We start from the raw sequence: 22,188 nt of genomic DNA, 5'->3' as shown, positions 1-22,188 counted from the left end.
GATGCCCCGCACGGACCCTGTGCCGGCTCATTTCCCGGCTTGGTCTGAACCAAAATAAGGAAACAAATATTGACGCGGTCGAACAGCGTGCGTAGGTTCCGGGCCGAGCCGGTCAAGAGCCGTGCCGCCGCGCCCCGGTGCGGCCGGCGCCCACTCCAGCTTCGAAGGGACGTCCATGCGTGGTTCCTGGTCAGTATGGAATGTCATGAACTCACCAAGAACATGGCTACGGAGGTCCCGGGTGGTGGCCGTGTCGGCCTGCCTCGGTCTCGCTCTCGGGCTGCTGCTCGGGTTCCCGGCCGCCTCGCAGGCCGCCGGCTCGCTGCCGTGCGACATCTACGCGGCGGCCGGCACCCCGTGCGTGGCCGCGCACAGCGTCACCCGCGCGCTGCTCTCCTCGTACGACGGTCCGCTCTACCGGGTGACCCGCGTCGCGGACGGGGCGAGCGCCGACATCGGGCCGCTGACGCAGGGCGGGTACGCCGACGCGGCGGCCCAGGACACCTTCTGCGCGGGCGGCGGCGGCTGCCGGATCACGAAGATCTACGACCAGAGCGGCCGGCACAACGACCTCGTCCCCGGGCCGGCCGGCACCTCCGGGATGGGTGCCGACCGGGGCGCCGACGCGTCCGAGATCGCCGTCACCGCGGGCGGGCACAAGGTGTACGGGCTGTGGATCTCGCCCGGAGTGGGCTACCGCTACACCGGTGTGGCCTCGGGTGTCGCCGTCGGCGGTCAGCCCGAGGGGGCCTACATGGTGGCCAGCGGCACCCATGTCGGGTCCGCCTGCTGCTTCGACTACGGCAACGCCGAGAGCACGCCGGCCGACACCGGCAACGGGCACATGGACGCCGTGTCGATCGCTACCACCTGCTATTTCGCGCCGTGCACCGGGAGCGGCCCGTGGGTGGAGGCCGACCTGGAGAACGGCATGTTCCAGGGCGACAACGGCTCCAACACGGCGAACCGGGGCAACGGCAGCACCTTCGTCACCGCCGTGCTGAAGAACAACGGGCAGACCCGGTACGCGCTCAAGGGCGGTGACTCCCGGTCCGGCGGGCTGACCACCTGGTGGGACGGGGCGCTGCCGACCCGGGGCGGCTATCAGCCCATGCAGCAGGAGGGCGGCATCATCCTGGGCATCGGCGGCGACAACAGCAACTGGAACCGGGGCACCTTCTTCGAGGGCGTCATGGTCTCCGGCTACCCCACCGACGCCGCCGAGAACGCCGTCCAGGCGAACATCGTCTCCGTCGGCTACAGCGGCGAGACGGACGTGCCGAACGGTCCGCAGGGGACGGTCACCGGACCGGGCGGCAAGTGCGTGGACGTCGCCGCGGACGACACCGGCACCAACGGCGCCGCCGTACAGCTGTGGGACTGCCAGACGTACGCCGAGGACCAGCACTGGACGCACAACCCGGACGGCTCGCTGTCCACCCTCGGGCGATGCCTCGACATCGAGGGCAACGGCACGGCGAACGGCGCCAAGGTCGAGCTGTGGGACTGCAACGGGGTCGGCGGCCAGAAATGGGTCCAGCAGGCCGACGGCTCCCTCCTCAACCCCCAGTCCGGACGCTGCCTCGACTCCCCCAGCGGCGCCACCGCCAACGGCACCCGCCTGCAGATCTGGGACTGCAACGGTTCCGGCGCGCAGAAGTTCTCGGTGAACGGCGGCGGGCCGGTCAGGGGCCCGGGCGGCACATGTGTGGACGTGGCCGCCGACGACACCGGCACCGACGGCGCCGCCGTACAGCTGTGGGGCTGCCAGTCGTACGCGATCGACCAGCACTGGTACCACGGCTCGGACAACTCCCTTTCCACACTGGGGCGTTGTCTGGACATCGAGGGCAACGGCACGGCGAACGGCGCCAAGGTCGAGCTGTGGGACTGCAACGGGGTCGGCGGCCAGAAATGGGTCCAGCAGGCCGACGGCTCCCTCCTCAACCCCCAGTCCGGACGCTGCCTCGACTCCCCCAGCGGCGCCACCGCCAACGGCACCCGCCTGCAGATCTGGGACTGCAACGGTTCCGGCGCGCAGACCTTCGGCCTGACCTGAGCCGAACGCCGGACCCGGCGCGCCCTGCCGGCGGCGGGGCGCGCCGCGGCGGGTGCGCGGTTCGTGGACCAGCCGATGGCGGTGCGCAGGGCCGCGTGCCGTGGCGGCCAGGCGGGCGCCGGTGCGCGTGAGCCGGTCAGGGCCGTTGCGCGTGGCCGGTGGCGGCCTCGCACCGGGTCACTCGCCGTCGGGGGCGCGTGGGCCCTCCATGCGGGAGAGCCAGGTGGTGAGGAGGGTTTCGAGCGACTCGGCCTCGGCGGGTGTCAGCAGGTCCAGCAGGTTGCGTTCGTTGCGCATGTGGTCGGTGAAGGCCAGGTCGATGAGTTCGCGCCCGGGTGTGGTGAGGGCGACGATCCGGCCGCGCTGGTCGTCGTGGGAGCGGCGGCGGGTGACGAGTCCGGCCCGCTCCAGGCGGTCGATCCGCTTCGTCATCGCGCCGGTGGTCACCATGGTGTGGGCGGCGAGCTCGCCGGGCGCGCGCTCATAGGGCTCCCCCGCCCGGCGCAGGGCGCACAGGACGTCGAACTCCCCCTCGCTCAGGCCGTGGTGGCCGTACACGAGACAGAGCTCCTCGGTGAGCCGGCCGGCCAGGCGGTGCAGCCGGCCGATCACCCCCTGCGGCGTGACGTCGACGTCGGGGCGCTCGCGGCGCCAGTCGGCCTGGATCCGGGCCACGTGGTCGATGGGTTCACCGTGCTTCATGCACCCATGATAGCTTCCCAGGAAGCTATATTAGCTTCCATGGAAGCTAATATACGATGGGTGGCGATCACCGCGGTGGCGCCGGTGGCCTGGGGTGCCAACTACTACGTGACACACGAGTTCCTGCCGGCCGACCGCCCGCTCTACGGGGCCGCCCTGCGGGCGCTGCCGGCCGGCCTCGTCCTGCTGGCCCTGCGCAGGCGACGGCCGCACGGTGCCTGGTGGTGGCGGTCCGCGGTGCTCGGGCTGCTCAACATGAGCGTGTTCTTCGTCCTCGTCTACGCGGCCTCCCAGCTGCTTGCGACGAGCGTCGCCTCGACCGTCATGGCCGTGTCGCCGCTGACCATGATGCTCATGGCCTGGCCCCTGGTGTCCGAGCGGCCCCGGCCGGCCCAACTGGCCTGCGCGGTGCTCGGGCTGGGCGGGGTCTGCCTCATGCTGCTCACGGGGGTGCGGGGCACGAGTGTGCCGGGCGTCCTGGCGTCGGCCGCCGCCATGCTGGTGTCGGCCTTCGGGCACGTCCTGACCAAACGGTGGAACGAGGGTGCCGACGTGCTCGCCTCGACCGCCTGGCAGCTCACGGCGGGAGGCATCTTCCTGCTTCCGGTCGCCGCGCTGGTGGAGGGCCCGCCACCGGTGCTCGGCGCACCGGCGCTCCTCGCGTTCGGCTACGTGTCCCTCGTCGCCACCGCGCTGGCCTTCGCCGCCTGGTTCACCGGGCTGCGGCACCTGTCCGCGGGGACGGTCGGGCTGATAGGCCTGCTCAACCCGGTCACGGGCGTCCTGCTCGGCACCGCGGTCGCCGGAGAGGTGCTGACCGTTCAGCAGGTGTGCGGACTTGTCCTGGTCCTGGCCGGAGTCGTGCTGGGCCGGCCCAGGCGGGAGGGCGCGCGGACTCCCCCGGAGGAGAGCCGGCGCCCGTCCCGCCGCGGGTCACAGCGCGGTGGTCGTCTGCTCTCCTGACGCGCTGCCCGTGAGCCACTGGTCCCAGCCCAGGTTGAAGTCGGCGTAGCCGTTGTCGGCCGGGGCCTTGCCACGGGGAGAGCCGGTGATGGTGACGGGGTCGCCCTGCTTCACCTGGCCGTAGAACCACTTGGCGTCCGACAGCGACAGGTGGACGCAGCCGTGCGAACCGCGGGCACTGCCGCTGCCCGGGTTGGGGTCGCCGGTCGAGTAGTGCACGTAGGTGCCCGACTGGGTGAGGTGGATGTCCCAGGGCAGCGTCAGGTCGTAGAAGTTGGGGCTGCCCTTGTCGCAGCTGATGCCGACGCTGCAGGAGGTCATGTGGACCTTCTCCTGCTTGTCGATGACGGCCATCGTGCCGTCCCAGGTCGGGTACTGGGCGCTGCCCGCGTTGATCGACAGGGTGCGCACCGTCTGGCCGTTACGGGTGACCTTCATGGTGTGACCGGTCACCGAGACGTCGGCACGCACATCGTCGCCGATGGTGAAGGTGTGCGTGTATCCGTGCACGCCGTAGCGTCCGTTGCCGTTGCTGACGCCGTTCATGTCGGCGTCGACGCGCACCTTCGTGCCGGAGGGCCAGTAGGTCTTCGGCCGCCAGTCGGCACGGCGGTCGCCCATCCAGTGCCAGGCGCCGACCACCGGCTGCGAGGTGCTGACCTTCATGTGCTTCTCGACCGTGGCCCGGGCCTTCGCCGCCACCGGGTTCGTGAAAATGACCGAGATCGGCATGGCCACGCCGACCGTGGTGCCCGTCTGCGGGGTGATCGTGTCCAGCAGCATCGGCGGCCCCAAGGGCTTCGTGGGGCTGGGCGAGGCGCTCGCGCTCGGCTTCCCCGACGCCTTGGCGTCGCCCCCGCTCGCCTTGTCGCTGCCGCCGCCCCCGCAGGCGGTCACACCCACCAGCATTGCGACCGTACCGACTGCGATGCCTATGCCGCCCTTGCGCCGTCCCACGCCCTGCCCCACTCATCTCGCTCCGCGGCCTTCGACAGGCCCCACTGTCCGTCAGACAGCTACAGCACGGGTTTCCGTTCCCTCCGGGACGTAAAACTTGGATCAAGACACACTTCTCGGCAGCGGACGGGAACCGCCGGACTTGGCCGGCACCGCACGGTGAGCCCGGCGGCCCGGTCGAGGCAGCGGGGGCGGCGAGGCCGGCGGGGGCTCGATCCAGAACCGCGCGGCGGCGGCACGCCCTCAGTGTGTTTACCGGGATCGCGGGCCCGTTGGCCGCTTTCCGCTGACCGGGACGGCGGGCCCGGCAGGTGGGTGAGAGCAGGAACAGGGCCGACCCGACCCGCCCGCCGGCGGGTGGGGGTGGGTGACAGGGCCGGTCTGCGGTGACGGCGTTCGTCGTGGCGGGCGACGGCTGCCCAGACGCCTCGCCGGCAGACGTCTGGGTGCCTGGCGGCTAGTGCTGTGGCCGGGAAGGTTTGCCGGAAAGCTCGCGGCGTCCGGTGCGGTGCATCGCAAGGCGGAGCATCGCCCGCGTACTGGATGTACTCGGGTGATGCGACAACGCGGCGAGGTGCCGTGCCGGGCGTCGCGAGCCGGTGAACCTTTCCGGTCGCAGCACTAGGACTGGGCGGCCGGTTCCAGGGCCTCCACCGCGGCGGCGGCCGCGGACGAGTCCTGGCCGTAGAAGATGTCGATGTCGACCTCCTCGCCGCCCATCGTCAGCGTGTCCCAGGCGCCGCTGAGGACGAGCATGCGCAGGGTGGCGGGCTCCAGGGTGCGCAGGCGGTCCAGGATCGCCTCGTCGTCCGGCATGCCCGGCAGGCGGGGCTCCAGGCGGGCACGGATGGCCTGCATGCGCTCCAGCAGCGTCCGGGTGTCCGCCTCGCGGTCGGGCTCTTCGGGGATCCCGTCGATGCCGTGGCCGATGATGTCCTTGATCGCCCAGGTGGCACCCTGGTCGTCGGTGGTGACCATCGCCTTCCACGCCCGGCTCTTGTGCCGGTACTGCAGCATCGACATCGCCGCCTCGTGCCGGAGGAAGTCCGCGTCCCGGAACGACCGTCCGTTCCATGCCCCGTTGAGGGAACGCGCCAGCGAGATGGCGGAGGCGAGGCCGCTGTTGAGACCACGGCCCGGCCAGAAGTGGATCGCGTTGGCGGCGTCGCCGAGCAGGAACCCGTACGTGCCCGGCGAGGTGGTGGTGGGAGGCAGCAACTCGGCGGAGAACCGCGGGCGTTGCACCATGTCCAGGCGGAAGCTCGTGACCGCCGTCAGGTCGTCCGACTCGACGCCGAACAGCAGCAGTCCCTCGCGCACCCGGCGCCACAGGGCCGACCCCTTGACCAGGGCGGGCAGGAAGAGCGTGCCGTGCGTCGAGCACTGGAAGTCCCCGTACTCGTCACGGTCCATCAGGCACGGCCGGGAGGCGATGCACTCCTCGAAGACGCGGCGGACCGGGTCCAGGCCGATCACCTCGGCCGCCTCGGCGTCGGTCAGCCGCATGTTGAGGAAGCCCTCGCCGCGCAGCGAGTTGAGCAGGAAGCGGTTCTGGGCGACCGTCAGCAGGACCGCCATGGGGTCGGTCAGGCGGGACTTCACGCGCAGGCCGAGGACGACGTCCTGCAGGTGGCGGCCGTCGAGGGAGTAGATCGACTCGTCGGCCTTGCCGAACCGGGCGGCGAAGTGGTCCCGGGTCCGTGACCGGCCGCCGTCGCAGATGGCGAGGACGTGCTGGGTGGCGAGCTCGTCCTGCTGCTTCGCCGCGTCGAACCGGGCGGGTATCAGGCGTATCCGGTCCCGCTTCTCGTTCGCCAGCTCCAGCAGGCGGTCCTCGATGTAGGCGATGCGCATGTTGCGCGGGCTGTGGTCGCCGACCGAGTCCGGGCCGGAGGGCCACATCTCCGTGTAGTGCTCCGCGTCGAAGAGGCGCGCCTGTACCTCCTCGGGCCACGCGAGGTACTGGCGGCTCTGCACGGTCACGACCTGCTGGCGCCGTACGTTGCCCTCGTCCTGCCCCTTCCAGACGACGGTGCGGCCCCGCTTGCGCCATCTGCCGTCGTAGACGGTGATCTGTACCTGGGGGCCGAGGAAGTGCTCGAGGAGCAGGGCGAGGGACAGCCCGACGGGCCCGCCGCCGGCGACGGTGACCCGCAGGACGGGCCCCTTCCCACCGTCCTGCGCACCGTGCGTGACGGACCGGGGCAGGGAGAGCGCCATCAGCGTCTCCATGGCGTCGGCCACCTCGAAGCGGAACTCCTCGTCGCCCAGGGTGATCTCGTCGCCCGGCTGCAGCAGCCGGGACTCCACCTCTTCCCCGTTGACCAGAGTGCCGTTGCTGCTCTCCAGGTCGCGCAGTACGTAACCCTTGTCCTCGTCGAAGAGGATCTCCGCATGGAAACGGGAGACGCTCAGGCTCGAGATGACGACGGTGTTCTCCGAGTTGCGCCCAAAGGTGACGCGGGTGTCCAGGACCGGGATGCGCTCCCCCGCCAGCAGACCTTCGAGTCCGACCAGCACCGGTGCCACGGTACTTCCTTCCAGGAATGGTTGACCCCAACGCGCTGCGGCACCACCGGACGCCGCCGCGCACGTCCACGCCGGGCGGCAGTCAACCGGCGTAACCGCGACACGCTTGACATGTTGCCGAACCGTGGGATCGATCGGGTGTGACGGCGCCACGGTTCTCCTGACGGCGTCCGGCTTTTCCCACCAATCGCCCCCATCCGGGAGCCTATACTTGCGAATCCAAGTATTTCCAGTGGGCGCCACGCCGCGATCTCTCGTCGGCGCACGGAGAGTTCGCCGGTCCCGGCCGCGCCGGTGACGAAGCCTGCCGTCCTGGCAGAACCGGAACGCGGCGCGGGCCGGGCGGTCGCCGCCCGGCCCGCGTCTCCCGCTGGTCGCGCGCTCAGCCGGCCTGGCCGTCCGAGCGCTTGCGGTGCAGGCTGAAGCTCTCGAAGACCGACAGTTCGCCGTTCGGCTTGTTCACGTTGTAGTACGTCACGTGCATCCGGGTGGTGTCACCGGCGTGCCGGCCGGGGTCGACGGTGAAGGCGGCGAAGCCGTAGGGGTGTTCGACGTCCCGGACGCCCACCCACACCGCCTTCTCCTGTACGTAGGTGGAGGTGCGCTTGCCGTTCGGCCCGGCGGTCGCGGACACGGCGGTGATCACCTTGCCCGTGCCGTCCTTGAAGAACTTCTGGTTCGTGGTGCCCGAGACACCGCCGCCGCCGAGGACCATGTGCACGGTGCCCAGGTCGGCGTCGATGTCGTCGGTGGCCTGGGAGACCGGGTTCGGCGTCAGCGTCTCGCTGCCGCCCACGACGCCGCGAACGGCCAGCGAGCGCTCGTAGTTGTGCTCGTGACCGCACAGCACCAGGTCGACGCCGTACCGGTCGAACAGCGGGCCGTACTTCTCGCGCAGGCCCAGGTCCGCGCCGTTGGCGTCCGAGGAGCTGACCATGACCTGGTGCATGGCCACGACCACCCAGTCGATGTCCCGCGAGGAGCGCGCCGCCTTGAGTTCCTTCTCCAGGAAGGCGAGCTGACGGCCGCCCGAGTAGCCGCTGATGTAGACGTCGCCGCCGTCCTGCAGGCAGTTGTCGTCGTTCTGCAGCACGACGACCCGCACCGAACCGGCCGTGAACGCGTACCACAGGCCGGCGAGTTCGGCGTCGGTCTCGGTGGAGGGGAGGGAGAAGTACGCCTGGTAGGCACCGAGCCCGAGCGGGCCGTTGGCCTTCTCGATCTCGTGGTTGCCGGCCGCCGGCATCCAGGGACGGAAGCGCGCCGAACGGGCGTTGTTGGTGAAGAAGTTGTTCCAGGTGCGCACCCGGTCGACGTCCAGGTTGGCGTAGCAGAGGTCGCCGTTGAGAAGGTGGAACAGCGGGGCGACCTGTTCGATGCCGGTGACGATGTCCTTCGTCGCGGGCGTGGAGTTGGCGTCCAGGCCGACGGTGCCGTCGGCCGCCCATGTCAGGCATGGGGCCGGCACGGCCGGCACCTGCCCGTGCCTTTACCGGCCGCCGCCCCGCCCTTGACCTGCCGGGCCCCGGCCGACACCCCGGCGGCGGGGTGCCTGCCGGGGCCCGGCCGCCTTGTACCATGCGGGTCCGACCCTGGAGGACATGGATGCGCGCCGGTGACCACGCCGACTCCCTCGACCGGGCGACGAAGGAGTTCATCGCGGCGCGTCCGCAGCTCTTCGGTATCGCCTACCGCGTGATCGGCAGCGCGGTGGAGGCCGAGGACGTCGTCCAGGAGGCGTGGGTACGGTGGCAGAACACCGACCGTGCCGGTGTCCAGGAGCCGGCCGCCTTCCTGGCCACGGTGACCGTCCGGCTGGCGATCAACTTCACCCGGTCGGCCCGGGTGCGCCGGGAGTCGTACGTGGGCCCCTGGCTGCCCGAGCCGGTGGACACGAGCGCCGATCCGCAGCTGGGGGCCGAGCGCGCGGAGGCGCTCGACCTGGCGGTGCTCTTCCTGCTGGAGAAGCTGAACCCGGTGGAGCGGGCCGCGTACGTGCTGCGGGAGGCGTTCGACTACACGTACCGGCGGATCGCGGACATCGTGGAGACCAGCGAGGCCAATGCCCGTCAGCTGGTGAGCCGGGCCCGCAAGCGGCTGGCGGCGGAGCGCAGGGAGCCGGTCGGTTCCGCCGAGCACCGGCGCTTTCTCGAGGTGTTCCTCGCCGCGGCGCAGCAGGGTGATCTGGCGGTGCTGGAGGAGGTCCTGACCGAGGGCGTGGTCAGCTACTCCGACGGTGGCGGGGTGCGCGGGGCGTCGAGGATCCCGGTGTCCGGGCTGCCGCACGTCTCCCGGTACCTCGTCGCCTTCGCCCCGCGCTTCTGGCCGCGGGCCCAGGTGCGCTGGGTCGAGGCCAACGGCAGGCCGGCCGTCCTGGTGTCGGCCGCGGGCTCGGGAGACCCGGTGGCCCTGCTGTCCGCCGACGTGTCGGCGCGCGGCATCGAGCGCCTTCTGTGGGTGATGAACCCCGCCAAGCTGGCTCCCTACGTGGCGTCGCTGGAGGGGTGACGCGCCCGTTCCCCTGGTCTGCCGGACCGCGTGTCACACGCGAGGAGGCTGCCCGGTCTCTTCTGATGGAAGCACCAGAAGAGAACCAGAGAGGAATTCCGTCATGAAGGTCGTAGTGATCGGTGGCACCGGGCTCATCGGCTCGAAGGTGGTCCGAGGGCTCGGTGAGCACGGGCACGAAGCGGTCGCCGCCGCGCCGAGCACCGGCGTCGACACCCTCACCGGCGAGGGCCTGGCCGAGGCCCTGGCGGGCGCCTCGGTCGTGGTCGACGTGTCCAACTCCCCCTCGTTCGACGACCAGGCGGTCATGGACTTCTTCCGTGCCTCCACGGCCAATCTCCTCAAGGCGGAGGCCGAGGCCGGTGTGGGACACCATGTGGCGCTGTCCGTGGTGGGCACCGACCGGCTCCAGGGCAGTGGGTACTTCCGGGCCAAGCAGGCCCAGGAGGAGCTGATCAAGGCGTCGGGCGTGCCCTACTCCATCGTCCACGCGACCCAGTTCTTCGAGTTCGCGAAGGGGCTCGCCGACGGGGTCACCGAGGGTGACACGGTGCGCCTGCCCGCCGGCCGGATCCAGCCCATGGTCTCCGACGACGTGGCCGCGGCCGTGGGCCGCACGGCGGTCGGCGCCCCGGTGCACGGGGTGGTGGAGGTCGGTGGCCCGGAGGTGTTCGAGCTGGAGGAGTTCATCCGCATGGGCCTGGCCGCCCAGAACGACCCCCGCAAGATCGTCACGGACCCGCAGGCCACCTACTGGGGTGCCGAGCTCCAGCAGGACACCCTGCTGCCGGGCCCGGACGCGCACCTCGGCGAGGTCAGGTTCGCCGACTGGCTCGCCCGGCAGAAGTAGCGCCTGAACCGGGACCGGCGGCAGGACGGAGAAGGGGCCGGACGCGGACGCCGGCCCCTTCTCCGTGTTCCGTCGGCCTGCGGCTGTCTCGGCCTGCCGCAGGCGTCGGCCCACCGCTTCCTTCGGCCTACGACGCGCCGACCAGCACCACGGTGACGCACACCGCCATCGCCGCGGTGATCAGGAGCATCCCGGTCAGCGTCCCGCGCAGCCAGTGCCGGAAGCGGGCGCGGTGCCGCTGTTCCACCGCGCTGACGCTGGCGGCGATGTGCTCGGTCACCAGGTGGGCCACATACGTCTGTTCCTGGAGATACCAGCGCTCGATGTCCGACCTCTGCTCCCGGGTCAGCCCCGGCTCCCGTGCGACGAAGTCCGAGACGCGCCGGCGTGCCGCTCGTAGGTGGGCCTGCTGGTACAGAAAGTCCTGGATGTCGGTCAGGCCGCGGGCGGCCTCCTCGCTCGTGTCCATGGTGTGCTCCACAGGTGAGGCGGCGGCTGTCCGGCCAGTCGCTGTGGTGCTCGGGCGCGGTGTACGCGCATCAGCGCCGGGAGGGAGAGCAGCGCGCACGAACGTATCGAGCCGGGACTGGTCGGGGCCGGCGGTCTCGCGAACGCCGTGGTGAGAGCAGGAGCAAACGGTGTGAAAGACCAGCGTGGCAACTTCCGCACGCGGCCGCAAGGGGTGGGCACCGCATCGGCGGCGAACCCCGAGGCGGAGGGGTTTTCTCCGCTCAGGACGTCCGGGGGCTTCCAGCGGGAGAACGACGCCGGGAAGTTGATCCAGGCGGGCCGGGCGGCCGCCCGCGACACGCGGCGCTGCGGAGCATCCCGACGGCGCCCCCGACCATCGCGTGGGCGTTGACCTGGCCGGACCTGAAGCCCCCGCGCCCGCACGGGGTACGGCAACGGTTCCTGGTCGTTCCATGGGGCCGGACGCGGAGCCGGCGCGACGTGCACCGCCGGCTGGGCCAGTTCGGCACCAAGGGGGTCGGGCAGGTCCCGGTCGGAGCGCCGGGGCGGTCAGGCTGCCGGGGCGGTCAGGACGGCCTTGGCCGCCAGCCGGAGATTCCTGATCATCGGATTCGGGTCGCCCTTGCGGCTGACCAGGACGACCGGGCTGGGAGGAGCGCCCTCGATCGGGACGGTCACCAGGTCGGGACGCAGCGAGCTACGCCGATCGCCGACCGGTAGCACGGCGATCGCCCTGCCACTGGCGACGAGTTCGAGCTTGTCCTCGTAGCTCTCGATCGGCGGCACGCCGGCCCCGAGGATCCGGTAGGAAGTCCAGTCCGCGGTCTGGAACGCGCACGGCGCCGCTTCCTCGCCGGCCAGTTCTTCCACGGCCACCGAGGCGCGGCCGGCCAGGGAATGGCCGCGCGGGACCACGAGCATGCGGGGCTCCTCGTACAGCGGGGTGGTGAGCACGCCGTCGGCGGCGAGCGGCAGCGGAGCCCGCGCGATCAGGACGTCGACGCGCCTGTCGGACAGCGCCCCGACGTCGCGGCAGCTCAGGTACCGGGTGGCGATCTCGGCGTCCGGGTGACGGTGGCGCAGTTCGCGTACGGCGGCGGTGATCACCAGGTCTTCGACGTAGCCGATGGTGATTCGTTCGGTCCCGGCTTGAGCGCGCACGGCCAGCTCGGCCTGGCGGGCGGCCCGCAGCAGGGCTTGGGCCCGGGGGAGGAACACCTGGCCGGCCGGAGTGAGCCGGGTGCCCCGGGGTACGCGGTCCAGCAGTCGTACGCCGAGGTACTTCTCGAGCCGTTGGATCTGACGGCTCAGCGCCGGCTGGGCCACGTGCAGGTCGGCGGCGGCCCGGCCGAAGTTCTGGTGCGCCGCCACCACGGTGAAGTAGCGCACCAGCCGCAGGTCCAGGTCCTCTCCGGGGTCGTTCACCCTTCCAGCGTACGTGTCATGCCGTTTCGGAATGACCAGGTTGCCGAACCGGTCTTGGACGGTCATGCCGTGCTGGGCCTTGACTGAAGGAGCAACGTTTCCGCAGGAAGGCGACAGGCGTGATGAAGGCGATCCAGTTCCACGAGGCGGGCGGGCCGGAAGTTCTGCGGTACGAGGAGGTACCGGTTCCCGAGATCGGCCCGGGCGAGGTGCTCGTCCGGGTGCACGCGGCCGGCGTCAACCCGCCGGACTGGTACCTGCGTGAGGGGATGAAGGTCATGCCTGCCGAGATGAGGCCGGCGCTGGAGTTCCCCTTGATCCCCGGGACGGACATGTCGGGCGTGGTCCAGGCGGTCGCTCCGGACGTGCCGGGGTTCGCCGTCGGTGACGAGGTCTTCGGCATGCTGCGGTTCCCCGGGTTCGACGGCCGGACGTACGCCGAGTACGTGTCCGCACCGGCTTCGGACCTGGCACCCAAGCCGACCGGAATCGACCATGTGCAGGCGGCCGGGGCGCCGATGGCCGTGCTCACGGCCTGGCAGTACCTGGTTGATCTCGGCCACGACGTGCCGTCTCCTTTCACCGGCCAGGTGCACCAGCCGGTGCCCATCACGCCGGGGACGACCGTGCTGGTCAACGGGGCGGCCGGTGGGGTGGGCCACTTCGCGGTGCAGCTGGCGAAATGGAAGGGGGCACATGTGATCGCGGTGGCCTCGGGCCGGCACGAGCAGTTCCTGCGCAAGCTCGGCGCCGACGAGTTCATCGACTACACCAGGACGCGCGCCGCGGACGTGGTCAGCGGCGTCGACCTGGTGATCGACACCGTCGGCGGCCCGGACAGCTCACGCTTCCTGACGGTGCTCAAGCGCGGCGGCACCATGCTTCCGGTGTTCTTCGCCCAGTACGACCCGCAAGAGACGGCGCGTCTGGGTATCAGGGTCTCGAACATTCAGGTACGTTCCAACGGCCCCCAGCTCGCCGAGATCGGGCGCCTGTTCGACGAGGGCAAGCTCCAGGTCGGGGTGGACAGCACCTACCCGCTGTCCGAGGCGGGCAGCGCTCACACGCGAGCCGCGCAGGGCCACATCCAGGGCAAGATCGTGCTCACGGTGGCCTCGTGATCGCCGAGCTCACCCTGACGCTGGACAACGCCTTTTGGCGCGGGACTGGGCACTGTGTCCGGCTGATCATCGCGGATACCGACGGGGCCGACGGCGGACAGCACAGCCCTCTGCAGGGAGATGGTCAGCCGGCCGACGTCTTGCCGACCGGCCGCGGGGTCGGCTGAGACCACCGGGAGCGGCGCCGGACCTGCCCGCCCTCAGCTCGGACGGCGGGGTCAGGACCGAGGCCAGGTCTCTGGAAGATTGTGACCGCCGTCAGCCACGAGGACGGCACCGGTGACGAACGAAGCAGACTCGTGCGCCAGGAACGACACGCAGGCGGCGATCTCCTCCGGCGTCCCGCTGCGCCCGAGGGGACCTGCCGCCGCGGCCTTCGCCTCGAAGGCCAGTTGCGAGCCGGTCGCCACATAGCCGGGTGCCACGACGTTCACCGTGATGCCGCACCCCGCCACCTCCAGGGCGAGCGCCTGGGACAGCCCGACCAGGCCCGCCTTCGCCGCGGTGTAAGTGGCCTGCCCGGGCATCGCGTTGACCGTCCCGGTGGTGGAACCGATGGAGACGATGCGGCCGTATCCGGCCGTCCGCATCGGCGGCACGACCGCTCGGGACATCAGGAAGGCCGTCGTGAGATTACGGGCCAGCGCCGCGTTCCAGTCGGCCAGCGACAGAGCGGCCACCTCCTCCTCGGCGTCCCACCCCGAAGTCACCGACGTCATACCGGCGTTGTTCACCAGAACGTCCAGGCGGCCCCATCGTCGCAGCGCCGCCTGGACCAGGGTGTCCGCGCCTTCTTCGACGGTCAGGTCGGCCACCACACCGATGGCGTCCGCGCCGATCTCCGCCGCACGCTGGTGGATCCGCTCAGAGGTCGCGCCCAGCACCACCCGGCAGCCCTCTGCCGCCAGTCCCCTGGCAACAGCCATGCCGATTCCGTCGGGGGCGCCGGCGCCCGTGACAATCGCCACCCGATCACGAAAGCGAGTCATTGCTGCAACCCCTGTGCGCGCTTGCCCGACTGCCGGTACGTCCCTCGCGGCCGGGTCGGATCCGGGCGCGCGATCAAGACCCCACTCTGCCCTGGACTCACTGCCCGGGCAAGGGCAGAACGATGAAATTCGTGTTGTCGAAGAACATTGACCACTGATTCCGCGCCTCTACGGGTGCCCCTATGCCGAGATCGGCATTACGGCCTCGGGACTGGTGGGCTCGCATGTTGAGGTGTCGCGTATTCCTCGTCGAGGCCGTGCCTGGTGTCACCGTGTGTGGTCGCCGAAGGCGTATCGGCTCCAGAGTCCTCATCGACGATCAGGCGCTGGCAGAACGCGCGGCTGCTCGCGCGGAGCGGCATCTCCACCCGATGCTCCTGGCCCGCTCCCGCCACGCCTCCGCCCCCTACCCGGAGCGGTACGCCCACCCCGGCGTCGGCGCGGTCGCCCGGCACGTCGCCCAGCGCGACCCCGCCGCCCGGCGGAAGCGCTGACGCCTCAAGATCATCACATTGCCGGGCATGTCTGTGCCCGTCACAGCGTCATCCACCGGACGGGTGCAGGGCTCGACGCGCCGCGAGTCGCACTGACACAGATCGTCAACTGATTGATTCTCACGGGTCTGGCCGCTGTCCCGGTCCTGCGTAAGGGTTCCAAGAAGGCGGCAGTGCGGCATGTGCGCACTCGATCTGTTGCCGCGCCGATGTTCAGGCACGTCCACGAGAGAAGGAAGTACACCCCCTATGCGCGCCCTTGTGGTCGATCACAGTGACGCCGGACCCATCCGGTTCGCCGATGTCGATGAGCCCGTACCGTCCGCCGGTGAGGCGTTGGTGGAGATACGGCACATCGGTCTCAACTTCGGAGAGCTGAATTACGTGCACCAGTGGCCAGCCGGCGCTGTGCACGGTCACGACGCGGCCGGCGTCGTGGTGCGCGCCGCGTCCGACGGCTTGGGGCCGCCCGCAGGTACGCGCGTTGCCGTGGGGATGGCTCCCCACGCGTGGGCGGAGCGGGTGGCAGTCAGCCCCGCCTCGCTCGGCACCGTCCCCGAGGGCGTGGACCTGGCCGACGCCGCCGCGCTGGGGATCGCCGGAGTCACCGCATTCCGGGTGCTGCGCAAGCGTTCCCTGCTGGCGCGCAACGTTCTGGTCACCGGCGCCAGCGGGGGCGTGGGGCACTTCGCCGTCCAGCTGGCGGCGCTGGCGGGCGCCCGGGTGACGGCACTCGTCGGTTCGCCGGAGCGGGCCGCCGGACTCCGTGAACTCGGCGCCGACAGGGTCCTGACCGACCTGGCCGAGACCGGGAACCGGTTCGACCTCGTCCTGGACACGGTCGGCGGGCCGCTGGTGGCCCAGGCGTGGAGTTCCCTCGCCGAGGGCGGCACCCTCCACCTGGTCGGTTACTCCTCGGGGCAGGACACCACGTTCCCGTCAGGGGCCTTGTTCGGCTTCGGTGAGCCCCGCAGCATCGCCACCTACGGCGACAGGAGCGGCACTGCACGTGGTGTCCCGCGGCACTGTGTGGCTCCATGTCACGGGCGAGAAACCTCTTCGCTGTCCAGGCGTTTCCGGTCCGCCCTCGGACAGACGCCGGGTGCGTACGTGACGCAGTGGCGCATCGACCTGGCGTCCGTCCGGCTCCGCGATACCGATGAGTCGGTCGAGTCGATCTCCGGCGCGGTCGGATACGGCTCTCCGCACGCTTTCAGCCGTGCCTTCAGACGTGTCCGAGGCACGGCCCCGGGCGAGTATCGTTCTCTACTTCGCAAGTGATCCGGCCTCGGGACTGATGGGTTCGCATGTTGAGGTGTCGCGTATTCCTCGGTGAGGCCGGTCTTGACGTCACCGTGTGTGGTCGCCGGGGGGCGTATCGGGCCCAGGTGCCTCCGGCTTCGGTGACCAGTCGGGTGGCGGTCTTGTCGTGGTAACCGAGGGCCTTCGCGATGACGGGGGCCGGGGCCTGGAGGACGAGTTGTCGGATCGCGGAGGTCCTGCCGCGCTGCGGCGGGACGCCGATCTTCCGCAGGTGGACTTGGAGGCTGACCGGGTTCATCGGCTGGCCGGGCTGGCGGCCGGGGAAGAGCCACTGTGAGCTTCTGCTGCTGGCGTAGGGCAGGTGCCGGCAAGAGCGGATGTAGGCCCGCATGAGGTCAGCGACGGGCTCCGGCAGCGGGGACGGCGGATCTCCCAGCCGGACGGCGATGGTGGCCCCGTCGTCGAGGACGTCGTCGACCGTGAGGCGAACGATGCAGGCGACGGGTTGCGCGTAGAGGAGAACGAGCGCAGCGGCGACCCGGGTCCGCAGGGGCAGAGAGTCATCATTGAGGGCCCGCCGGAGAATGGCGAGTCGGCGATGCTGGTGCAGCGGCGCTTGGTCCTGGTTGACGACCTGGGGTGGCAGGGTGAGGCGGGGCATCCGGCTCGTCTTCATGCACCATCGCAGGAACGTCTGGGCCGGGCGCCGGGTGGCCGGCTTCTCCGTGTGCCAGGCGTCGAGGTCGGCCTGCTGGCAGTGTTCGACGGTGCGGCCTCGGACAGCGAGCCAGGTGAGGAAGGCACGGGTCTGGGTGATCTCCTGTTTCGCCTGGTTGGCCTGGGAGCATCCCAACTGTCCGTTCTCCGCCTTGCTCCGTAGGCGCCGCATCTGGTGCCAGAGGGCGAAGTGCTGAAGATGCCGCCGGTGTTCGGGGTCCTCGACGGTGGCGAGCCGTTCGGTCGGCCAACGCTGATAGAGCATGAGCTGCCGGTCGACGCGCGGAAGGACGCCGCTGTCCATCAGCAGGTCACGCAGGTGGACGACGGTTCGCCAGGGTGTTTCCTGGTGCAGCCCAGTCGTGGGTGAGCGGGACGGTGCCGGTGGCCAGGTCCCGCACGAGGCGGACGACGTTGGGGTTGCGGAGCCAGATCAGGCCAGCAGGTCCGGCAGATCGGACCGTCCGACCACTCGGCGGACTTCGCCGCCCGCCGGCCGCAGCGTGCGCAGGTCCGGACGTGCCACCGTTCGTACTCCTCCGGCGTCACTGCTCATCCCTCGGGTGTCAGGCGGACCCGTGTGGGCCGCCGGCGGCCAGATTGATCGGCGCCTCCTCGCCAGCGGCGCGTCGGGCTGGGAGGTTCTGGGCCGAGGTGGCGATCAGGTCGGCGGGCGTGCAGTCGAGGATGTCGCAGAGGGTGGCCAGCACTGGCAGGGACAGCCGTTCCGGGGTGCCGGAGACCAGGCGGTGACCTGGGAGGAGGACAGCGTGATGCCGCGTTCGTTCAGGTGCGGCACGAGTTCGGCGACGGTGAACATGCCACGGGCGGCCATCAGTTCGCGCAGGCGCCATCGGTAGCTGATCTGGCGTGGCATCAGGAGGTCCTTCCCGGCCGCAGAGCGGCCTCGATGGTGGCGTCCAGGACGCGACGCAGGGAGCGGGTGCGGAAGTCGGAGGAGACGCAGGTGTAGATCGCGTAGGTCGAAGCGTGGTCATGGCCGACCTGCTGCTGGACGAACAGCGGGTCGTGGCCGTCCTCGACCAGGTGGGTGATGCAGGACCTACGCAGCGAGTGGAACTCCAGCGCGGGGTCCAGGCCGACGGCGTCCCGGTAGGCGGCGAAGCGGGAGTCCAGCCGCTGGACACCGAGCCGAGGGCCTCGCTCGGACGGCCAGAGAGCCCGACTGGTCGAATGCCGCATCCCGGGCCGCACCTCGCTGATCCATTCATCGATCGTGCCGGGTGTCCAGTGCCAGACGGTCAGCACGCTGCGACGCTTGGGCGGCGAGTCCTTCTTGGCCTTGCCGTAGCGGACCAGCAGAGTGCCGTACTCGCCGAACTCCCGGCCCTCCGGATTGCGGCCGAAGTCGGTGAGATCCAGCATCCGGGTCTCGTTGCGACGCAGGCCGTAGGCGTACGCGGTCTTGAACAAGGCGGTGTCCCGGAAGGCCGGCAGCCAACCCATGCGGCCCTTGCCGCGAACCCGCAGGACCTCCTCGTCAGCGTGGTCGAAGAACGCTTCCAGCTCGGGTCTGGTGAATTCTCGGCGTTCCGGCTCGCCCTCGGCCTCGTCGGCGTGCGTCGCGGCGTTCCAGTCGTAGACCACCTGGACGGGGTGGGTGCCGAAGTACCGCAGGCACTCGTCGCTCCAGCCGTAGGCGGGGTTGGTCAGAAAGTCGCAGAACTGCCTTACCGAGCCCTGGTAGTTGCGCAGGGTGGAGCGGACGCAGCTGTGCACCGCCCGCAGATCGGCCGACCATTCGTCGACGTGCTGTGGCGTCCACTGCCGCGGCATCGCATCGGCGTGCCGAGTGAAGGCCCGGACCGTGCGTTCCTGGTCACCGACGTATCCCGGCGAGAGGTTCCGGGTGAGCTGCTGGTTGCGCCAGCCCTTGATCATCGCCTCGAAGACCTGCTCGTCCGGCCGCAGCAATGGCAAACCGTCGATCAGGTGCAGCCGAGCAGACCCTGGAACGAGACCGTCCCCACCCATCCGCCATCACTCTCCGTCTGTCGCATCTGACGCGAGAATTTCGCATCAGATGCGACTCGGGGGAGTCTTCGCAGTTCAATCGCTCGATGGAGTGAGATCCGCAGACGTCCGCCGACAAGACCGCTACCGTTCCGCCGAGGTCAATGCTCCCCGGTGGGCCGCTTCTGCGCGGGCCCTGGACTCGCCTCCAGGACGGGTGTCGCGTATTCGCTTCCGATGCAATTGGCGTCGGTAGGAACATCGGTACAGCCGTCGGCGCCGAGAACGATCACGGTTCGGTCGGTGCGAGTGCTGACCTTTTCTGACGGCCTCGCTACGGGGGTTTCGGACCCGAGGGCGCTGACGCGGTTCTCGTACCCGCGGCGGGCCTTGGCGCTGGGCCCGGGATTGCCGAGGGGGCGTCGAGGGGCCGGGAGTGACCGAAGGCAGTCCCGAACGAGATCAGCGAGGGGCTCGGGCAGGGGCGGGGGCGGGTCTCCGCGCCGGAGGTGGCCCTGCCGGCCGTCGTCCAGGACGTCACAAGCCGGGGTTCGCGGTGCAGCCGGCAACGGTCCGTTGCACGGGCGGGTTCCTCGACGATCCGCTCGGTGGGGAGCCGCCGGAGCTGGTGGAGTACCTGGCCGGGCAACCGGACATCGATGATCCGTCTACGCGGTGTCCGGGCCCTACGGCCCCCTGTTGCCGGTGGACCGTTTCACCCTCACCCTCACCCGCCAGCGGGGGGGCGGTCCTCCGGCTTGACTTCGAGCGCGCTCCAAATCCTAGTGTCGAACGCGTTCGTCAGCCCTCGAGGTACCGCCCGGTCCGCCGGGCAGGAGGAGTATCCGCGCATGATCACCCGAACCACGCTCGGCTCGCCCGGTCTCACCGTCAGCGCGATGGGCCTGGGGTGCATGGGGATGAGCGAGAGCTACGGCGCCGCCGACTGGGACGGCGGCCTGGCCACCATCGGCCGGGCCCTGGAGCTGGGCGTCACGTTCCTGGACACCGCCGACGCCTACGGCACCGGGCACAACGAGGTGCTGGTGGGCCGGGCCATCCACGGCCGCCGGGACCAGGTGCAGCTGGCCACCAAGTTCGGCATCGACCGCAGCGCCGGTGACCGGGCACGCCGCATCCGCGGTGCCCGGGAGTACGTGCTGCGCGCCTGCGACGCTTCGCTGCTGCGGCTGGGCGTCGAGGTGATCGACCTGTACTACGCCCACCGCCCGCCCCAGGACGTGGAGATCGAGGAGACCGTCGGGGCGATGGCCGAGCTGGTCGAGGCGGGCAAGGTCCGCCATCTGGGTCTGTCCGAGGTCGACGGCGAGCTGCTGCGCCGGGCGCACGCGGTGCACCCGATCACCGCGGTGCAGAGCGAGTACTCGTTGTGGACCCGCGACGTCGAGGCGGTCACCCCGGTGATGGCCGAGCTGGGGGTCGGGTTGGTGCCGTACTCGCCGCTGGGGCGGGGGTTCCTGACCGGCGCCCTGGACCGCTCCACGCTGGGCGAGAAGGACTTCCGGCGCACCAACCCCCGCTTCGCCGGCGAGGCGGGCGAGGCCAACGAGAGAATCGCGCAGACCGTGCGCGAGGTGGCCGACCGGCTGGATGCCACCCCGGCCCAGGTGGCGCTGGCGTGGGTGTACGCCCAGGCTGAGCGGCTCGGGGTGGCGGTGGCGACCATTCCGGGCACCCGCAGCCCGGCCCGGCTGGAGCAGAACGCGGCCGCGCTGGAGCTCACCCTGGACGCCGAGGCGCTGGCCGCGCTGGACCCGCTGAGCGACCAGGTGACGGGCGAGCGCTACCTCCCCGCGTTCACCGTGGAGATCCCTCGGTGACCTCGCCGATCACGACCAGCCGGGGTCGGGCCAGCGGTGCCCCGTGCGCCGTCGTGGATACGCAGGGCGAGGCGGTCGCGGTGAAGGGTGCCGTGCACCGTTTGCCGACATGGTGCGTGGTCAGCCGCATCCGCGGTGTGCAAAGCACCTGCGGCGTAGCATCCTGACAAGTCGACGGTAGGCGATGAGCAGGAGCAGTTACAGGGCCAGGCGTGGTCTTCGCACCGGAGCGATGCTGTGGCGGGTCGAGGCCGACCCCGGTGACTTGCGTGTCTTGCCCGACGGAGCCATGGACCTGATGTGGTCCGAAGACCGCTTCCTGTTCGCCGGTGCCGACACCACCGTGATGATCTCCTCGTCAGAGAGCGGCGGGGTGACCTGGGGCGGCCCCCGCGACGGTCAGGCTACCGGCCAGGGGGCGTCGGGCGGGTCGTCCGGGAGGAAGCGGCCGATGTGGCGCACCGTGCGCATCTGAGCGCGAGGCCACGCGGCCTCCTGATACAGCGTCAGGTAACCGGATTCCGCGGCGCGGTGGCCGCGGGGCCGTCGTTCCTCGCTCCGAAAACCGCGTCGGCGAGCAGATCGATGACCTGCTCGGGTTGCGTGCCTTCGGGATCGGCGAGCCAGGCGAGCGCCAGGCCGTCGAATGTCACGGCCACGAACTGGGCGAGGGCGGCGGCCCGTCGGGGCTCGACGTCCGCGAGCATCGGGGCGAGGGTGCGCGCCGCGAGTTCGCGGTAACTGCCGTACTGCTGCCGGGCCAGCTCACGCATCGACGGGTTGCGCAACGCGAGCGCGGTGAGCTCGTAGTAGCCGAGTTGGGTGCCCGGGTCGTCGCCGGACACCTCGGCCCACGCGGCCCGCAGACCCGCCCGCAGGTCCTCGACCGTCACGCCGCCGCCCGGCCGGTCGCTGGTGGCGACCGTCTTCTCGAGGCGCTCGACGATGGAACGGACCACGTCCTGGAGGAGTTCGTTCTTGTCGGCGAACCAGTAGTGGACGGCACCCTGCGGGACGCCGGCCTCCTCGGCGATCTTGCGGGTCGTGGCGCCTGCGACGCCCTCCCTGCCGATGACCCGGACGGCCGCCGCGACGAGTTCCTCGCTCGTGGCGCGTTGCGCGCGACGACGCCTGCTCGGCGACTCCGTGGATCCGGCGGGTTCGTCACTCATGGGCCTCAGTTTCGCACAAGCGTCTCGCTTTGGTCACGTGACCAACATATCTGGTCACGTGACCAAATCCCGCGTACGCTCACGGCCCACCAACCCAAACGAGAGCAGTAGGAGGAGGAACCGTGGGCACCGATCAACCAGACGACCGCTCCG

22 protein-coding genes are annotated in these 22,188 nt (G+C 70.6%); 10 read left to right on the top strand and 12 right to left on the bottom strand.

Annotated elements, in window-relative coordinates; all coding sequences use genetic code 11:
* Positions 1-205: 205 nt before the first annotated feature.
* Positions 206-2,059: an arabinofuranosidase catalytic domain-containing protein gene (locus LQ326_RS09645; protein ID WP_234534649.1), complete on the top strand. Its 1,854-nt coding sequence runs from the start codon at positions 206-208 to the stop codon at positions 2,057-2,059.
* 177 nt (positions 2,060-2,236) lie between these two features.
* On the opposite strand, the gene LQ326_RS09640 is transcribed toward LQ326_RS09645, so the two are convergent.
* Positions 2,237-2,761 carry a MarR family winged helix-turn-helix transcriptional regulator gene (locus tag LQ326_RS09640; protein ID WP_234534647.1) on the bottom strand — a complete coding sequence of 175 codons (525 nt, stop codon included), beginning with the start codon at positions 2,759-2,761 and terminating at the stop codon, positions 2,237-2,239.
* A gap of 39 nt (positions 2,762-2,800) precedes the next feature.
* Here LQ326_RS09640 and LQ326_RS09635 point away from each other — a divergent pair, with 39 nt between their 5' ends.
* Positions 2,801-3,724, top strand: a complete 924-nt coding sequence (locus tag LQ326_RS09635) for an EamA family transporter (protein WP_234534645.1) — start codon at positions 2,801-2,803, stop codon at positions 3,722-3,724.
* On the opposite strand, the gene LQ326_RS09630 is transcribed toward LQ326_RS09635, so the two are convergent.
* The 3 genes from LQ326_RS09630 to LQ326_RS09620 form a co-directional block, all read right to left on the bottom strand.
* Positions 3,695-4,633, bottom strand: a complete 939-nt coding sequence (locus tag LQ326_RS09630; protein ID WP_234534881.1) for a L,D-transpeptidase — start codon at positions 4,631-4,633, stop codon at positions 3,695-3,697. The genes LQ326_RS09635 and LQ326_RS09630 overlap by 30 nt on opposite strands.
* A gap of 669 nt (positions 4,634-5,302) precedes the next feature.
* Complete coding sequence (locus LQ326_RS09625; protein WP_234534643.1) at positions 5,303-7,210, bottom strand: FHA domain-containing protein; 1,908 nt, start codon at positions 7,208-7,210, stop codon at positions 5,303-5,305.
* A 382-nt stretch (positions 7,211-7,592) separates the two neighbouring features.
* Positions 7,593-8,678, bottom strand: a complete 1,086-nt coding sequence (locus LQ326_RS09620) for a metallophosphoesterase (RefSeq protein WP_234534641.1) — start codon at positions 8,676-8,678, stop codon at positions 7,593-7,595.
* A 137-nt stretch (positions 8,679-8,815) separates the two neighbouring features.
* On the opposite strand from LQ326_RS09620, the gene LQ326_RS09615 reads away from it, so the two are divergent.
* Together LQ326_RS09615 and LQ326_RS09610 are read left to right on the top strand one after the other, a co-directional pair.
* A complete protein-coding gene (locus LQ326_RS09615) occupies positions 8,816-9,718 on the top strand; it encodes an RNA polymerase sigma-70 factor (protein WP_234534639.1) in 903 nt (300 codons plus the stop codon).
* Positions 9,719-9,821: 103 nt separating this feature from the next.
* On the top strand, positions 9,822-10,568 hold the full coding sequence (locus LQ326_RS09610) for an SDR family oxidoreductase (RefSeq protein ID WP_181803759.1): 747 nt from the start codon (positions 9,822-9,824) through the stop codon (positions 10,566-10,568).
* A 127-nt stretch (positions 10,569-10,695) separates the two neighbouring features.
* Here the strand turns inward: LQ326_RS09610 and LQ326_RS09605 are convergent, their stop codons facing one another.
* Positions 10,696-11,037: a hypothetical protein gene (locus LQ326_RS09605; protein WP_234534636.1), complete on the bottom strand. Its 342-nt coding sequence runs from the start codon at positions 11,035-11,037 to the stop codon at positions 10,696-10,698.
* A gap of 551 nt (positions 11,038-11,588) precedes the next feature.
* The gene (locus LQ326_RS09600; protein ID WP_234534634.1) at positions 11,589-12,464 is read right to left on the bottom strand and encodes a LysR family transcriptional regulator; all 876 of its coding nucleotides are present in this window, start codon (positions 12,462-12,464) and stop codon (positions 11,589-11,591) included.
* Between the two features lie 122 nt (positions 12,465-12,586).
* Between LQ326_RS09600 and LQ326_RS09595 the strand changes: the two genes are divergently transcribed.
* Together LQ326_RS09595 and LQ326_RS09590 are read left to right on the top strand one after the other, a co-directional pair.
* On the top strand, positions 12,587-13,585 hold the full coding sequence (locus LQ326_RS09595; protein WP_234534878.1) for an NADP-dependent oxidoreductase: 999 nt from the start codon (positions 12,587-12,589) through the stop codon (positions 13,583-13,585).
* Positions 13,582-13,752 carry a hypothetical protein gene (locus LQ326_RS09590; protein ID WP_234534632.1) on the top strand — a complete coding sequence of 57 codons (171 nt, stop codon included), beginning with the start codon at positions 13,582-13,584 and terminating at the stop codon, positions 13,750-13,752. Before LQ326_RS09595 ends, LQ326_RS09590 begins: the two co-directional genes overlap by 4 nt.
* 51 nt (positions 13,753-13,803) lie before the next feature.
* Here the strand turns inward: LQ326_RS09590 and LQ326_RS09585 are convergent, their stop codons facing one another.
* Entirely contained in the window at positions 13,804-14,574 is a 771-nt protein-coding gene (locus tag LQ326_RS09585) for an SDR family NAD(P)-dependent oxidoreductase (protein WP_268206837.1), read from the bottom strand.
* Between the two features lie 272 nt (positions 14,575-14,846).
* Here LQ326_RS09585 and LQ326_RS09580 point away from each other — a divergent pair, with 272 nt between their 5' ends.
* Positions 14,847-15,068, top strand: a complete 222-nt coding sequence (locus LQ326_RS09580; protein ID WP_234534627.1) for a hypothetical protein — start codon at positions 14,847-14,849, stop codon at positions 15,066-15,068.
* Positions 15,069-15,317: 249 nt separating this feature from the next.
* Positions 15,318-16,349, top strand: coding sequence for a helix-turn-helix domain-containing protein (locus LQ326_RS09575; RefSeq protein ID WP_234534626.1), 1,032 nt, complete (start codon positions 15,318-15,320; stop codon positions 16,347-16,349).
* Here LQ326_RS09575 and LQ326_RS09570 read toward each other — a convergent pair.
* From LQ326_RS09570 to LQ326_RS09560, 4 genes are all read right to left on the bottom strand, one after another.
* A complete protein-coding gene (locus LQ326_RS09570; RefSeq protein ID WP_234534624.1) occupies positions 16,294-17,352 on the bottom strand; it encodes a site-specific integrase in 1,059 nt (352 codons plus the stop codon). The genes LQ326_RS09575 and LQ326_RS09570 overlap by 56 nt on opposite strands.
* A 262-nt stretch (positions 17,353-17,614) precedes the next feature.
* Positions 17,615-17,758: a helix-turn-helix domain-containing protein gene (locus tag LQ326_RS48620; protein ID WP_372496791.1), complete on the bottom strand. Its 144-nt coding sequence runs from the start codon at positions 17,756-17,758 to the stop codon at positions 17,615-17,617.
* The gene (locus LQ326_RS48615; RefSeq protein ID WP_372496797.1) at positions 17,710-17,925 is read right to left on the bottom strand and encodes a hypothetical protein; all 216 of its coding nucleotides are present in this window, start codon (positions 17,923-17,925) and stop codon (positions 17,710-17,712) included. The genes LQ326_RS48620 and LQ326_RS48615 overlap by 49 nt, the downstream gene beginning before the upstream one ends.
* Positions 17,925-18,983, bottom strand: a complete 1,059-nt coding sequence (locus LQ326_RS09560; RefSeq protein WP_234534621.1) for a tyrosine-type recombinase/integrase — start codon at positions 18,981-18,983, stop codon at positions 17,925-17,927. The genes LQ326_RS48615 and LQ326_RS09560 overlap by 1 nt, the downstream gene beginning before the upstream one ends.
* An 890-nt stretch (positions 18,984-19,873) precedes the next feature.
* Here LQ326_RS09560 and LQ326_RS09555 point away from each other — a divergent pair.
* Together LQ326_RS09555 and LQ326_RS09550 are read left to right on the top strand one after the other, a co-directional pair.
* Complete coding sequence (locus tag LQ326_RS09555; RefSeq protein ID WP_234534619.1) at positions 19,874-20,863, top strand: aldo/keto reductase; 990 nt, start codon at positions 19,874-19,876, stop codon at positions 20,861-20,863.
* Between the two features lie 265 nt (positions 20,864-21,128).
* A complete protein-coding gene (locus LQ326_RS09550) occupies positions 21,129-21,338 on the top strand; it encodes a hypothetical protein (RefSeq protein ID WP_234534617.1) in 210 nt (69 codons plus the stop codon).
* 31 nt (positions 21,339-21,369) lie between these two features.
* Here the strand turns inward: LQ326_RS09550 and LQ326_RS09545 are convergent, their stop codons facing one another.
* Entirely contained in the window at positions 21,370-22,035 is a 666-nt protein-coding gene (locus LQ326_RS09545; RefSeq protein WP_234534614.1) for a TetR/AcrR family transcriptional regulator, read from the bottom strand.
* Between the last annotated feature and the right edge of the window lie 153 nt (positions 22,036-22,188).

Source organism: Streptomyces shenzhenensis, from assembly GCF_021462265.1.
GTDB lineage: Bacteria > Actinomycetota > Actinomycetes > Streptomycetales > Streptomycetaceae > Streptomyces > Streptomyces shenzhenensis.
This window is presented reverse-complemented; position numbering and strand designations above follow the sequence as displayed.

Coding starts and splice junctions, on each gene's coding strand:
- LQ326_RS09555 (WP_234534619.1), top strand. CDS start 19,874: ATGATCACCCGAACCACGCTCGGCTCGCCCGGTCTCACCGTCAGCGCG.
- LQ326_RS09545 (WP_234534614.1), bottom strand. CDS start 22,035: ATGAGTGACGAACCCGCCGGATCCACGGAGTCGCCGAGCAGGCGTCGT.
- LQ326_RS09595 (WP_234534878.1), top strand. CDS start 12,587: ATGAAGGCGATCCAGTTCCACGAGGCGGGCGGGCCGGAAGTTCTGCGG.
- LQ326_RS48615 (WP_372496797.1), bottom strand. CDS start 17,925: ATGCCACGCCAGATCAGCTACCGATGGCGCCTGCGCGAACTGATGGCC.
- LQ326_RS09605 (WP_234534636.1), bottom strand. CDS start 11,037: ATGGACACGAGCGAGGAGGCCGCCCGCGGCCTGACCGACATCCAGGAC.
- LQ326_RS09585 (WP_268206837.1), bottom strand. CDS start 14,574: ATGACTCGCTTTCGTGATCGGGTGGCGATTGTCACGGGCGCCGGCGCC.
- LQ326_RS09645 (WP_234534649.1), top strand. CDS start 206: ATGAACTCACCAAGAACATGGCTACGGAGGTCCCGGGTGGTGGCCGTG.
- LQ326_RS09630 (WP_234534881.1), bottom strand. CDS start 4,633: ATGCTGGTGGGTGTGACCGCCTGCGGGGGCGGCGGCAGCGACAAGGCG.
- LQ326_RS09610 (WP_181803759.1), top strand. CDS start 9,822: ATGAAGGTCGTAGTGATCGGTGGCACCGGGCTCATCGGCTCGAAGGTG.
- LQ326_RS09615 (WP_234534639.1), top strand. CDS start 8,816: ATGCGCGCCGGTGACCACGCCGACTCCCTCGACCGGGCGACGAAGGAG.
- LQ326_RS09640 (WP_234534647.1), bottom strand. CDS start 2,761: ATGAAGCACGGTGAACCCATCGACCACGTGGCCCGGATCCAGGCCGAC.
- LQ326_RS09575 (WP_234534626.1), top strand. CDS start 15,318: ATGCGCGCCCTTGTGGTCGATCACAGTGACGCCGGACCCATCCGGTTC.
- LQ326_RS09570 (WP_234534624.1), bottom strand. CDS start 17,352: ATGGACAGCGGCGTCCTTCCGCGCGTCGACCGGCAGCTCATGCTCTAT.
- LQ326_RS09635 (WP_234534645.1), top strand. CDS start 2,801: ATGGAAGCTAATATACGATGGGTGGCGATCACCGCGGTGGCGCCGGTG.